The 13,507-nt window shown below is 43.2% G+C and carries 11 protein-coding genes, 1 tRNA gene and 1 other annotated feature; all 12 genes read left to right on the top strand.

Features of this window, described 5'->3' with window-relative positions; all coding sequences use genetic code 11:
- The first annotated feature begins 454 nt into the window (after positions 1-454).
- The 12 genes from GT674_RS13960 to GT674_RS13905 all read left to right on the top strand — a co-directional run bounded on the left by GT674_RS13960 (position 455) and on the right by GT674_RS13905 (position 13,439).
- Positions 455-1,177, top strand: a complete 723-nt coding sequence (locus GT674_RS13960; RefSeq protein ID WP_161286262.1) for a transglutaminase domain-containing protein — start codon at positions 455-457, stop codon at positions 1,175-1,177.
- Positions 1,178-1,198: 21 nt separating this feature from the next.
- Positions 1,199-2,008: a hypothetical protein gene (locus GT674_RS13955; RefSeq protein WP_161286261.1), complete on the top strand. Its 810-nt coding sequence runs from the start codon at positions 1,199-1,201 to the stop codon at positions 2,006-2,008.
- A 68-nt stretch (positions 2,009-2,076) separates the two neighbouring features.
- Complete coding sequence (locus GT674_RS13950; RefSeq protein ID WP_161286260.1) at positions 2,077-3,588, top strand: MBOAT family O-acyltransferase; 1,512 nt, start codon at positions 2,077-2,079, stop codon at positions 3,586-3,588.
- Complete coding sequence (locus GT674_RS13945; protein ID WP_161286259.1) at positions 3,575-4,543, top strand: hypothetical protein; 969 nt, start codon at positions 3,575-3,577, stop codon at positions 4,541-4,543. The genes GT674_RS13950 and GT674_RS13945 overlap by 14 nt, the downstream gene beginning before the upstream one ends.
- Before the next feature lie 103 nt (positions 4,544-4,646).
- Positions 4,647-4,902 (top strand) — a binding site (T-box leader).
- A gap of 94 nt (positions 4,903-4,996) precedes the next feature.
- Positions 4,997-6,652 (top strand): 2-isopropylmalate synthase, encoded by a 1,656-nt coding sequence (locus tag GT674_RS13940; protein ID WP_161286258.1) that lies wholly within the window; start codon positions 4,997-4,999, stop codon positions 6,650-6,652.
- Between the two features lie 207 nt (positions 6,653-6,859).
- Entirely contained in the window at positions 6,860-7,678 is an 819-nt protein-coding gene (locus GT674_RS13935) for an FAD binding domain-containing protein (protein ID WP_161286257.1), read from the top strand.
- A complete protein-coding gene (locus tag GT674_RS13930) occupies positions 7,668-8,135 on the top strand; it encodes a (2Fe-2S)-binding protein (RefSeq protein ID WP_161286256.1) in 468 nt (155 codons plus the stop codon). Before GT674_RS13935 ends, GT674_RS13930 begins: the two co-directional genes overlap by 11 nt.
- Before the next feature lies 1 nt (position 8,136).
- Positions 8,137-10,431, top strand: coding sequence for a xanthine dehydrogenase family protein molybdopterin-binding subunit (locus GT674_RS13925; RefSeq protein WP_161286255.1), 2,295 nt, complete (start codon positions 8,137-8,139; stop codon positions 10,429-10,431).
- A 1-nt stretch (position 10,432) separates the two neighbouring features.
- The gene (locus tag GT674_RS13920; protein ID WP_161286254.1) at positions 10,433-11,464 is read left to right on the top strand and encodes a DUF6077 domain-containing protein; all 1,032 of its coding nucleotides are present in this window, start codon (positions 10,433-10,435) and stop codon (positions 11,462-11,464) included.
- A 12-nt stretch (positions 11,465-11,476) separates the two neighbouring features.
- Positions 11,477-12,286: a hypothetical protein gene (locus tag GT674_RS13915; protein WP_161286253.1), complete on the top strand. Its 810-nt coding sequence runs from the start codon at positions 11,477-11,479 to the stop codon at positions 12,284-12,286.
- Between the two features lie 102 nt (positions 12,287-12,388).
- Positions 12,389-12,460 (top strand) — tRNA-Arg (locus GT674_RS13910).
- A gap of 55 nt (positions 12,461-12,515) precedes the next feature.
- Positions 12,516-13,439, top strand: coding sequence for an SH3 domain-containing protein (locus GT674_RS13905; RefSeq protein WP_243149134.1), 924 nt, complete (start codon positions 12,516-12,518; stop codon positions 13,437-13,439).
- The last annotated feature ends 68 nt before the right edge of the window (positions 13,440-13,507 follow it).

Genomic DNA, 13,507 nt, shown 5'->3' with positions numbered 1-13,507 from the left:
AGGGAAAAAGAATCTTTACAGAATGTGCATGACAGCACAATAAAAAGTCCGTATCCGGACTTATAAAAATCGCGGGGCACGCGAGGATAGCTTGTAGATACTTGGCTCAGTAGAGCCATTGAGCAAGAAGCCCCCACTTCAAAATCTATGATTTAAGTGGTAGGAGCATGTCACCTCAAATGGTACTTACAACAAGAAAAGAACAGCACAGCTGAGAACCGCTTCCAAAACAAACAAAAAGGCAGCAACGATCAAGAAGATGCTTGGAAAATGCAGAAAATACAGAATTTCCAAAAACAGCTGTTTTATGAATGGAAATGGAGTAGATATCACTTATACGTATGATACTGTAGAATTATCTGTATTTCGTCCGAAGGGCAAAAACTATAAATATGACGTTGTAGAAAGTCTTGTTGCACGTTACTAAACAGGAAGAAAGAGGGAGGATTTCAATATGAAGAAAAAATTAACAGCACTTGTTCTGAGTCTGGTGCTCGCTGCAATGCCGGCGACCCCGGTCATGAATGTACAGACTGTATCAGCAGCGACAACAACCAAGGTGGCAGTTCAGAAGAATACCTGGAGTAAAGATCATAAATATTATTATGACAATAAAGGCAAGAAGGTAAAAGGGCTTCGTAAAATTGGAAAATACACCTATATTTTTGATTCCAAAGGTGTTCTGGTCAAAAATAAAAAATATTACAAGTACGGAAAGACTTATTATAAAATTGATGCAAAGGGACGTGCCAGTAAACTGTCTCAGGTTGAAACACTGGCAGCAATCCGCCTTCAGAAATGTGGCGGTAACTTAAAGAAGGCATTTAAATGGTCAGCGTCTCTCCGTTATAATGGAAACTACAGAGTGGCAAAGAAAAATCATACGAATTATGGAATCTATGGTTTCCGTACAGGAAGCGGTGACTGCTATGTGATGGCAAGTACATTTTACTGGATGGCCAAAGTAGCAGGATATAATGCACATTATGTAACAGGTTATGTAAATAAAGGCAAAACCAAAGGACCTCATGCATGGGTTGAGATCAAAACCAAAAACAAAACTTATGTGTATGATCCGAACTTTCAGAAGGAATTTGGTCCAAAAGGTTATACTGGATATGCGATCAGATATGGCCAGAAAGGTACACTGAAGTATATCAAAAAGAAAGTTTACTAAAAAGAGAGGCAGGATAACAGAATGAAGAAAAAAATCGTCACAGTCTTAATGACAGCAGCAATTGGAACCAGTATGCTGGCCGGACAGACAGTCATGGCAGCAGAAACAACAACAGAGACTGCAGCAGAAACCAAGACAGATGAAGATAAAGCTTCTGATGAAATTGAAGAAAAGACAATCGGCAAAAAACCGGAAACAGATAAAGATGCCGAGGGTGTTTTCAGTCTGAAATTCAAGAACCTCACAGGTAAGGTGATCACAGGTGTAACTGTTAAGAATGAGAAAGACGAGAAATACCCAGATAACTTCCTTGAGAAGGACGATAAATTTGCGGCAGACGAAGAAAGAACACTCTGGTTCGATCCAAATGCAGCGAAGGATGAAGCAGCAAATACGGATACGGCAGAAGATAAAGGAACTGAGGCAGCAGAAGAAGTCCAGAAATATGATATGCAGATCACATTTGAAGATGAAACAACAGCAACACTGCATACTCTGCCATTTGGTGATACAGAAGAGGCAGAACTTCATCTGGAGGGAGACGTTGCATATATTATATTTGACAGCAAGGATCTGAAGAAATCTGTCAATACAAAAGAGACAGAACAGGCACTGGCACCAAAGCCGACAGAAGCACCGGTACAGCAGAGTTCTTCACAGACAGAGGATTACAGCTATGACAGTTCAGAAGATTACAGCTATGATTATGATGAAGACTATGACTATGATTACAGCTATGACGAAGGTGACGATGGGGATTATGATGATTCCGGAGATTCTGCTGCCGAAGGTGGCGACGATGGATGCCTGGATAATGCAATTTTAAACTAAAAAGAGCAGGGCACTGCATTAAGTGATTAGTGCAGTGCCTTATTTTGACTTGTGCAGGAGAAAATATCATGTCTTTAGTATCGAATCTATTTTTACTTTTTGTAGCGGCGGCGGTCATTGTCTATTATTTGGTACCTGCCAGATGGCAGTGGCTTGTGCTTTTGGGCTTCAGTTATATTTATTACATAGCAGGAGGCATTAAATATGTGGGATTCCTGCTTTTTTCTACGCTTGTAACCTGGATGATCGCTCTTCTTATAGAAAAAGAGGAGACAGCAGGAAAGCATAAGAGGGCGAGGAAATTTGTGATTCTGGGACTGATCCTTAATTTTGGGATGCTTGGTCTCATAAAATACACGAATTTTGCTGTTGAGAATCTGAATGCACTGTTTCATATGAATTTGAGGGGAATGGAGATCCTGCTTCCACTGGGAATTTCTTTTTATACTTTTCAGTCTTCAGGATATATTCTGGATGTATACTGGAAACGCTGCAAAGCGGAACACAATCCTCTGAAATATGCATTGTTTGTATCATTCTTTCCACAGATCCTTCAGGGACCGATCGGAAGGTACAGTCGTCTGGCACATCAGCTTTATGACAGCCATAAGTTTGAAAGCAGAAATATTACCAGAGGACTGGAACGGATTTTATGGGGATTTTTCAAGAAGATGATCCTTGCAGACTGGTCTGCCGTTTTTGTCGATGCAATCTTTGATAATCCGGATCAGTATGCAGGACTGGCCATTTTTGGCGTATTATTTTATACAATACAGCTGTATGCGGATTTTTCGGGTGGAATGGATGTCGTGATCGGTATTGCGTCTATGTTTGGAATTGAACTGGATGAGAACTTTACCCGCCCGTTTTTTGCAACTTCCATCACCGATTTCTGGCACCGTTGGCATATCACACTTGGTACCTGGATGAAAGACTATGTTTTTTATCCTGTGACTCTTTCCGGCTGGATGAAAAATTTCGGACGATGGGCCAAAAAGGTTTTTGGAAAAAAGACAGGACGTACACTGCCGATCTGTCTGTCGAACCTGATCGTATTCTTTGTAGTCGGTGTATGGCACGGCGCAGCATGGAAATACATTATATACGGTATGTATAATGGTATTATCATTGCGTTCAGTGGACTTATGGCAGGAAACTACAAAGAATGGAAAAAGAAGCTCAACATCACAGGGAAGGAAAACTGGTATTATATATTTATGATCATCAGGAGCTTTGTGCTGGTAAATATCAGCTGGTTTTTTGACAGGGCAGATACCGTTGGCCAGGCCTTTCATATGATGAAGCTGGCAGTGACGCGATTTACACCGTCTGAACTGCTTCTGATACCGGCGGGCAGGGAAGGAACGGCATTTACACCATATGCTTTGCTGATCCTTGCCGTTGGATGTGTGATCTTGTTTGTTGTCAGTGTTCTTCAGGAACGTGGAGTCAGGATCAGAGAATCTCTCTCCAGATGCAGTTTACCAGTCACAGTAGCAGTTTATTTTTGCCTGCTGTTATCTATAGGATTTTTTGGATCGACAGCAGCAGTAAGGGGATTTATCTATGCACAGTTTTAAGAAAGTTTCGAAGGCAGTTCTTGTGATTGCAGTGTGTACAGCAATACTCATACTGTTGGATACAGCACTCTATCCCTGTACTTTTATGAGAAACGATGTACATACGGTTGCAACGCAGGAGTTTGACGATATTATTGTGGGAACTTCACATGGCAAAATGGATATTGATCCGGAAACCATGGAAGAGGTGAATGGACGCAGCGGACATAACCTCTGTGTAGGCGGCGAATATGGGATCGATGCATATTATCTTACAAAGCTGATCTGTGAAAAACAGCAGCCGAAACGGATTATTTATGAAGTGGATCCGGGATATTTTGTTACGGAAAAAGAAGAGGGAAATAATTATCTGCTGTTTTATCACGAATTTCCGCTGTCAAAGGCGAAGGCAGAATATTTCTGGAATTCGATCCTGAAATGTAATTTCCGTACGGTTCTGTTTCCGTGGTATGAATATTCTCTCAGCTATGAAATTCCGAAAATAAAGGAAACCTTTTTTCAGAAAGTCAAAAAGGATTACAGTATTGACGGGCTGAAGAGTGATTCGCAGGAATATCATGAGAGTGGATTTATCGAAAGATATCCGGTAGATGTCAGAAAATTAAAAAAATCAGAACCGAAGCTGTTTGAAGAAGATAAACTAAATCATCAGAATATGGAATATATAGAGAAGCTGATCGCATACTGCAAAAAGAATGATATTGATTTTGTGGCGGTAACAGCACCGATTCCGATCGCTACACTAAAGGATTACAGTGATAATTATAATGCGGCGTGGAAATATTTTGGTAAGTTTTTTGAAGAACAGGGGGTAGAATACCTGAACTTTAATACGCAGTATTTTAAGGCATTTACACATGATCTGAAGGCATATACGGATTATGATGGCCATATGAATGGCGATGCCGCCAGACAGTATTCGAGAATTCTGGCAGAAATTCTGGATAAGAAATAAGCATATACCGGATTTCTTTATGGAAATCCGGTATATAGTTTTTGAAATTGGCTCTTGACAAAAAACTACTTACATGGTAGGCTTTAACCATCAGTTAATTAAGAGAAATGCTTTGACAAGGAATAGTATATGCGGACTGGAGCACAGAGAACTGTCGGTTGGTGCGAGACAGCGGAAGGGAAACATAGAACTCGCCTTTGAGCATCTGTCCGAAATCCTGATAAGGAGAGTAGACGCAGACGGTATCCACCGTTATATGGAGAGGATATAAGGATCAGATGATTCCGTATCCCGTGAGTGTATGAAACCGTTCATAAATAAGAGTGGTACCGCGAGAGTTGTTGTCTTTCGTCTCTTACAGTAGTCTGTAGAGATGGAAGATTTTTTTTGCTTTATTCCTTTGCTCAGATTGCTGTGCACAGTAACGATTCTTACAGAAAATGGAGGAAAATTATGAAAAACGTAACAAAATATCAGAGACAGTATTTTATGCCGCCAGTGAAATGTATGAAATGGACTGAAAAAGAATATGTAGATAAGGCACCGATCTGGTGTAGTGTTGACCTTCGTGACGGAAACCAGGCACTGGTCATTCCGATGAGCCTGGAGCAGAAGATTGAGTTCTTTAAACTGCTTGTCAAAATAGGATTTAAAGAGATCGAAGTTGGTTTTCCGGCGGCATCTGAGACGGAATATACGTTTATCCGTACCCTGATCGAGCAGAATCTGATTCCAGATGATGTTACGATTCAGGTACTGACTCAGGCGAGAGAGCATATTATCCGAAAGACATTTGAAGCGGTTAAGGGTGCACCTAAGGCAATTGTTCATGTATATAATTCTACTTCCGTAGCACAGCGCGAGCAGGTGTTTAAGAAATCAAAAGAGGAAATTCTGAAGATCGCAGTAGATGGAGCGGCACTTCTGAAGGAACTGGCAGATCAGACGGAAGGAAACTTCCAGTTTGAATACAGTCCGGAGAGCTTTACAGGAACAGAGCCGGAATATGCACTGGAAGTCTGCAATGCGGTTCTGGATGTATGGAAACCGACTCCGGATAACAAAGCAATTATCAATCTTCCTGTCACAGTACAGCATTCTATGCCGCATGTGTATGCAAGCCAGGTAGAATATATGTGCGAAAATATGAAGTATCGTGAAAATGTTATCGTTTCTCTTCATCCACATAATGACCGTGGATGTGGTGTTGCCGATTCTGAGATGGGTCTTCTGGCAGGTGCGGACAGAATCGAGGGAACTTTATTTGGAAACGGTGAACGTACAGGAAACGTGGACATCGTTACACTGGCAATGAATATGTTCTCTCAGGGTGTGGATCCGCAGCTTGATTTCTCTGATATGCCGCATGTATGTGAAGTGTACGAGGAATGTACCGGAATGAAAGTAGATGAAAGAAGTCCGTACAGTGGTGCACTTGTATTTGCAGCCTTCTCCGGATCACATCAGGATGCGATTGCCAAGGGTATGCACTGGAGAGAAGAAAAAGATCCGAACCGCTGGACAGTTCCATATCTTCCTATTGACCCGAAGGATGTCGGAAGAAACTACGATGCAGATGTTATCCGTATCAACAGCCAGTCCGGAAAGGGCGGGGTAGGATATATCCTGGAGACCAAATATGGTCTGAACCTGCCGCCTAAGATGCGTGAAGCTATGGGATATGCAGCAAAGGCAGTATCTGACCACAGTCACAAGGAACTTCATCCGGATGAGATTTTCAGTCTGTTTAAATCTACATTCGAAAATGTTGTCAGTCCGTACAGCATCAATGAGGTTCATTTCCAGCAGAAAGACGGAGGAATTGTTACTCAGGTAACCTCTACTTTTAATGGAACGACAATCACCACAGAAGCAGCTGGTAATGGTCGTCTGGATGCTGTCAGCAATGCACTTAAGAAAGCGTATGAACTGAAATTTAACCTGGTTACCTATCAGGAGCATGCGCTTGAGAAGAGCTCCAGTTCCAAAGCGATTGCCTATGTGGGAATTCAGAAACCAGACGGAACCCTTTCCTGGGGTGCCGGCGTCGACCCGGACATCATCCGTGCATCCATTGACGCACTTGTAACAGCAATCAATAATCGATAAAATAATCACAGGATAAACATTTGAATTTTTACAGCCTCTTTCTTTTCAACAGTTGTTTTTAAAACTGTCGAAAGGGAAGGGGCATTTTTATGCATGTTTCACAGAAAAAATTGTTTCTCTGGAAATTTCAAAAAAATTCTGCTAAACTAAAAATATGTATGCCTTTATATATAAAAGTATGGATGAAAGAAAGGAATCGATGCACAGATGCTAAAGATCAAAAGCTATGTGAAAGTAAACAGCATTGCAGAAGCGTACGAGCTGAATCAGAAAAAAACAGCCTGTGTGCTTGGAGGAATGGTATGGCTCAAGATGGGAAACCGAAATATTTCCACAGCCATTGACCTCTCCGGACTTGGACTTGAGGGAATTCAGGAGACAGACGATGAATTTGTAATCGGATGTATGACATCTCTGAGAGCGCTTGAAACAGATAAGAGATTGAATGAATATACACAGGGGGCCATTCGGGAGAGTGTCCGTCATATTGTAGGAGTGCAGTTTCGAAACTGTGCGACAGTAGGAGGAAGTATCTGGGGCCGCTATGGTTTTTCTGATGTACTGACGATGTTTCTTGGAATGGATACCTGGGTGGAACTTTATAATGCCGGCAAAATCCCTCTGACAGAGTTTGTAAACAGAAAGAAAGACAATGACATTCTGGTAAACATCATTGTCAGGAAACAGCCGCTTCGTGTCTGTTATATGAGTCAGAGAAATACCAAGACAGATTTTCCGGTACTGACCTTATGTGCATCTCTGATCGGAAATGAGGCAAGAACGGTAATAGGTGCAAGATCTGCCAGGGCAGTGATCGCAGAGGATCCGGAGCATATCCTGGAGAATTTTGCAGAAAAAAGCGAAGAAGAACAGAAAGAGGCAATCCGGAAATTTGCCGGATATGCAGCAGAGCATGTTTCAACATCCGGAAATATGAGAGGATCTAAAGAATACAGAACACTTCTTGTTGAGGTGCTGACAAGAAGAGCATGGGAGACGGTAGGAGGAATGAAGGATGAATATTAAATTCTGGCTGAATGGGATACAGCGTCAGGAAGAAATCGATCCGGGAATGCTTCTGATTGATTTCCTGAGAGAAAAGGGATGTTACAGTGTCAAGAGAGGCTGTGAAACGGCAAATTGCGGACTTTGCACGGTGCTGATGGATGAAAAACCGATTCTTTCTTGTTCCATGCTCGCAGCAAGGATTGACGGAAAGAAGATCGTGACCCTGGAGGGACTGCAGAAAGAGGCTGAGGAGTTTGGTGATTTCCTTGCGAATGAAGGAGCTGAACAGTGCGGCTTCTGTAATCCGGGATTCATCATGAATGTGATCGCAATGCTTCGTGAGCTTGAAGAGCCGGACGAAGAGCAGATCAAGGAATATCTGGCAGGAAATCTGTGCAGATGCTCCGGTTTTGTCTCTCAGACAGCAAGCATTCTGAAATATCTGAACTATAAAAAAACACAGGAGGAATCATAAAATGAAATATGTAAATCAGCCTGTACAGAAAACAGATGCGATGGCACTGGTAACAGGAAAACCTGTGTATACAGATGATCTGGCTCCGAAGGATTCTCTGATTGTCAAGGTGTTAAGAAGTCCTCATGCAAATGCGTGGGTGGACACCATTAAGACAGAGAATGCAATGAAGGTTCCGGGAATTGTCTGTGTTCTTACCTATGAGGATGTTCCGCAGAAGCGTTTTACGCTTGCAGGACAGACTGCCCCGGAGATGAGCCCGGATGACAGACTGATTCTTGACCGTCATGTCCGTTTTGTCGGAGATGCTGTTGCGATCGTTGCAGGTGAGACAGAGGTAGCAGTTGATCTGGCACTTAAGAGGATTCGTGTGAAATACCAGGTGGAGACGCCGGTTTTTGATATTCATACTGCAAAGGATAATCCGATCCTGGTACATCCGGAGGAAGACTGGAAACTCAAAATCCCACTTGGCGGTGATAATAAGAGAAACCTGTGCGCGTCAGCGGTAGAAGAGCATGGTGATGTAGAGAAGGTACTCAGTGAATGTAAATATACAGTAGAACATACATATCATACCAGAGCAAATCAGCAGACTATGATGGAGACCTTCAGAACTGCATGTTATCTGGATCATACCGGAAGACTGATCGTGCTTTCTTCGACACAGATCCCGTTCCATGTCAGAAGAATCGTAGGTCGTGCCCTGGATATTCCTGCATCAAAAGTTCGCGTTATCAAACCAAGAATTGGCGGAGGCTTTGGTGCGAAGCAGACTTCGATCAGTGAGATCTATCCGGCAATTGTAACCTGGAAGACCGGACGGCCTTCCAAGATGATTTATTCCCGCTATGAATCCATGATCTGTTCTACTCCGCGTCATGAGATGGAGATCACGGTGCGTGCCGGTGCAGACGAGAATGGTATCATCCGTGCACTGGACGTTTATACCTTATCAAATACAGGTGCATATGGCGAACACAGTTCCACGACGGTAGGTCTGAGCGGGCATAAATCCATTGGACTTTACAGACATACAGAAGCACATCGTTTTGCTTTCGATGTTGTGTATACAAATGTTCAGTCAGCAGGTGCCTACCGTGGATATGGTGCAACGCAGGGTATTTTTGCTGTAGAATCTGCGGTTAATGAGCTGGCACATAAGATGGGAATGGATCCGGTAAAGATCAAGGAACTGAATATGCCGATCGAGGGCGGACCTCTTCCAGGATATCCGGATGTTCCTTATGCACAGAGCTGTGCGATGGATCGCTGCATGGCCAAAGCAAAAGAAATGATGAACTGGGATTCCAAATATCCGTTCCGTGATATGGGAAATGGAAAGGTCCGTGGTGTCGGTGTCGCAATGGCGATGCAGGGATCTTCGATTGCTGGTGTTGATGTCGGCGGTGCAGATATTAAACTGAATGAAGATGGCTCCTATACGCTGGCGCTTGGCTGTACTGATATGGGAACGGGATGTGATACAGTTCTGGCACAGATGGCAGCAGACTGTCTGGAAACACCTATGGAAAATATTGTCGTATTCAGCGTAGATACCGATATCTCACCATACGATTCCGGTTCCTATGCATCAGCAACAACCTATACAACAGGTATGGCAGTGGTAAAAGCCTGCAACGAACTGCGCAGAAAAATCTGTGAATTCGGGGCCGATATGCTGGAAACAGATCCAAAGAGCGTTGACTTTGATGGAAATTATGTGTTCTGTAGCGAAGATGAAGGCAAAAAAGTATCTCTTGAGGAGATAGGAATCAAGAGTACATTCTTTAATAACAGAGAACTTCAGGTTGTAAAACAGCATTCTTCACCGCTGTCTCCTCCGCCTTTCATGGTTGGAATGGCAGAAGTAGAAGTCGATAAGGAAACCGGAAGTGTGGACGTACTGGATTATGTTGCTGTTGTGGATTGTGGAACTCCGATCAACCCGAATCTTGCCAGAGTGCAGACTGAGGGTGGAATTGCACAGGGCATCGGAATGGCATTGTTTGAAGATGTACAGTACACGGATAAGGGAAAAATCCGAAACAATTCGTTCATGCAGTATAAGATTCCGACCAGACAGGATATCGGAAATATCCGCGTGGATTTTGAGAGCAGTTATGAGGAGAGTGGTCCGTTTGGAGCCAAATCCATCGGCGAGCTTGTGATCGATACTCCGTGTCCGGCAATTGCAGAGGCAATTTATAATGCGACAGGAGTCCGGGTACGTGAACTTCCGATCACTCCGGAAAAAATTGCGATGGGAATCCTGAAGAAGAATCTGGAGAAATAATATGGAAATTGCGGTAAAGGGAATTCTGGCTGTCTTCTGGCTTGTTCTTGTGCCGATCGCTGTGGGGAGGCTGCCTTTTATCAAAAGGCGGCAGCCTCTCTTGCTGGAAAGATTTCTTGTCGGTTATCTGATACTTTTTTCTCTTATGGAGATTCTGGCACTGCCTATGATATTTCTGAAAATGCCTCTGCATGTGTTGACGATTTCATATGGCGCGGCAATCCTGCTCCTGGCAGCCGGCGGCATCTTTGTGACAGTGAGACAGAAGGACAGGTTTTGTCGGCCAGATACTTCATGGAAAGAAAATATCTGTCTGTGGCTGGCAATGATACTGATTCTGGCACAGATAGCAATGTGTGTTCTGCTTGCACATATGGATGCGGATGATGCATTTTATGTGGCACAGGCAACCTCGGGTGTGCAGACAGATACTATTTTTGAGATCATACCATATACCGGACAGAAGTATTACGGGATAGCGAGCAGATATATTCTTTCTCCGTTCCCGGTATTTCTTGCTGTGGTGAGTAACCTCAGCGGAGGACTTCACCCGGCGATTATGGCACACATGATCTATCCGGCAGTTTTTCTCCCATTTGTGTACGGTATTCAGTATCTTCTTGGAAAAAAGTGGTTTCCGGATGACAGGCAGGCACAGGGAATGTACCTGTTTTTCGCAGCGTGTATCAGCAGCTTTTCGGCATATTCTGTGTATAATTCCGGAAGCTTTCAGATGGTTCGGCTCTGGCAGGGTAAAGCATTGCTTGCATCAGCCCTTTTGCCGTTTTTGTTTTATATCTGTCAGTCGGTGCTGTTTTCCAAAAAAGCGGAGTATCCATGGATGCTGCTGGCTATGGCTGATCTGAGCTGCTGTCTCTTGTCATCGATGGGGATTATTCTGGGAACGCTGATGATAGGGATTTTTTTGCTGCTCTGTCTGGTATTTCGAAGAGACTGGAAAGCTTTTCTGAAAGCTCTTGCCTGCTGTATCCCTTCTATGGTACTTGGAGTTTTTTACATTTTGATTGTATGAAGGTAAGAATTTATGATGAAAGAAATGATCAAAAAATCTTTGGGATTCTGGAATAATTACTGGGGAGACAGCGTTTTTCCTTATCTTCTGGCAATCGCACTTCTTTACCTGCTGATATTTAAGCGTAAGAAAAAAACAACCCGATATGTGCTGGGATATGTTTTTCTGGCATTGTTTCTGTTCTTTTTTCCCTATACGGCCAAAATCATACAGAAATGCATTGGAGAAAATGTCTACTGGCGGGTTTTGTGGCTTGTACCGTCCACACCGGTGATCGCCCTGGCAATGACAGAGTTTATCCGGGGAAGAAAGGCAGTTTTGCAGCCGGTTCTTCTGGTGCTCTGTACAGCAGTGATCGCTCTTGGGGGCAAAGAGTTTTATACAGAAGGATATTATCATAAGGTAAATAATTACCAGCAGGTTCCGGACGTGGTTGCAGGAATCTGTGAACTGGCAAAGCAGGACGCAGGCGGAGAGAAATTTCTTCTGGTTGCAGATGAATACGTCAGCTCCTATATTCGTGTTTACGATCCGTCCATTTATCTGCCGTTTGGAAGAAGAGGATCTGGCGGAGCGATAGGAACGAGAAGACAGTTGTATTTTGAAATCAATGCACCGTCATTTAATTATACAAGTATTGCGAAGTATGCGAAAAGGAACAGATGCAATTATCTTGTGGTAAAGATCCCGAACGAACAGCAGAAAAAAGAACTGGAAGCCTGTCGTTATCAGGAGCTTGGAGTGATAGGAGAGTACAGCGTTTATCGTCTGGGTGATTCTGTGCAAGAATACAGGAGCCCGCTTCTTGATGTGGAATCGTAACTACAATTTCACCTAATTGTGTATATAAAATAAAAAACTTTACTTTTCACATAAGATGTGATAATATATCATGTGTTAGGAATATTACGTCTTAACACATTTGCACCTGTAGCTCAGTGGATAGAGCAGTGGTTTCCGGTACCATGTGCGGGGGTTCGATTCCCTTCAGGTGTGTTGCACTGGGTAATGGGTCTGCCTCGGTGCGTTGTGATTTAAGGAGGACAAGAACTTGGATAATTTCAGAGAATGGTTATCAGATAACCTTCGCTATTTTATGCTTGGCGGAGCAATTCTGTTAATCGTGGCTGTATTGTTCTTTGGCGTTCGCGCCTGTATCGGAAGTGGGAAGGGTACTTCAGATAAAGAACAGAATACAGTGCAGGACAACAGCCAGGGAAATGATCCTTCTTCTCCGGAAGATGATGGGGAGACAAACGACGGGAAGAAAGAAGAAGACACGAATCCCTTGGAAGAAGGCAGTGCTGAGATCACTGCACTTATGAAGAGCTATTATCAGGCTTTAGGGGAAAGAGATATTACCACACTAAAAACACTGGTCAGTAATCTGACGCCTTCTGATGAGTCTCGAATTACAAATGCCAAAGATTATATAGAAGGATATCAGGTCGATAATGTATATGAAAAGAAAGGTCTGGATGAGGATTCCTATGTAGTATATACGCGCGGAAGTCTTATTTGTAAGGGGATAGATACGCCGGCGCCTTCATTATGGAGTTCTTATATAGTGAAGGAAAGTGATGGCAGTTACAGGATTCTGGGAGACCTGGAACAGAACAAAGAAGTTTCTGATTATATGGATTCATTGAAATCTGATGAGGATATTAAGAAACTTACATCAGAAGTACAGACAGCCTATGAGCAGGCACAGAAGAATGACTCCGCACTTGCCGCATTTTTGAACGGACTGGGCGAGGAAGTGGATTCTACTACAGCAACTCAGGAATCGGAAGGGACAACTATGACGGTTACAGAGGGATGTAATGTGCGATCTGAGGCCGATGGTTATGATGACAACATCATTGGTGGACTGGATGAGGGCGATGTAGTACAGGTTCTTGGTCAGGAAGGTGACTGGATTCAAATTGAATATGACGGGCAGACTGGATATGTATACAGTGGATTGCTTCAGTAACGTAAGACAAAGGCACAGAGGGTTTCTGTGCCTTTTGCTGTATGTAAATAGCAGCAGGATCCTTATAT

This window comes from Blautia sp. BIOML-A1 (assembly GCF_009883055.1).
Taxonomy (GTDB): domain Bacteria; phylum Bacillota; class Clostridia; order Lachnospirales; family Lachnospiraceae; genus Blautia_A.
This window is presented reverse-complemented; position numbering and strand designations above follow the sequence as displayed.

Bases quoted from the DNA above. Each gene is read 5' to 3' on its own strand.
- GT674_RS13960 (WP_161286262.1), top strand. From the start codon at position 455: ATGAAGAAAAAATTAACAGCACTTGTTCTGAGTCTGGTGCTCGCTGCA.
- GT674_RS13955 (WP_161286261.1), top strand. From the start codon at position 1,199: ATGAAGAAAAAAATCGTCACAGTCTTAATGACAGCAGCAATTGGAACC.
- GT674_RS13950 (WP_161286260.1), top strand. From the start codon at position 2,077: ATGTCTTTAGTATCGAATCTATTTTTACTTTTTGTAGCGGCGGCGGTC.
- GT674_RS13945 (WP_161286259.1), top strand. From the start codon at position 3,575: ATGCACAGTTTTAAGAAAGTTTCGAAGGCAGTTCTTGTGATTGCAGTG.
- GT674_RS13940 (WP_161286258.1), top strand. From the start codon at position 4,997: ATGAAAAACGTAACAAAATATCAGAGACAGTATTTTATGCCGCCAGTG.
- GT674_RS13935 (WP_161286257.1), top strand. From the start codon at position 6,860: ATGCTAAAGATCAAAAGCTATGTGAAAGTAAACAGCATTGCAGAAGCG.
- GT674_RS13930 (WP_161286256.1), top strand. From the start codon at position 7,668: ATGAATATTAAATTCTGGCTGAATGGGATACAGCGTCAGGAAGAAATC.
- GT674_RS13925 (WP_161286255.1), top strand. From the start codon at position 8,137: ATGAAATATGTAAATCAGCCTGTACAGAAAACAGATGCGATGGCACTG.
- GT674_RS13920 (WP_161286254.1), top strand. From the start codon at position 10,433: ATGGAAATTGCGGTAAAGGGAATTCTGGCTGTCTTCTGGCTTGTTCTT.
- GT674_RS13915 (WP_161286253.1), top strand. From the start codon at position 11,477: ATGATGAAAGAAATGATCAAAAAATCTTTGGGATTCTGGAATAATTAC.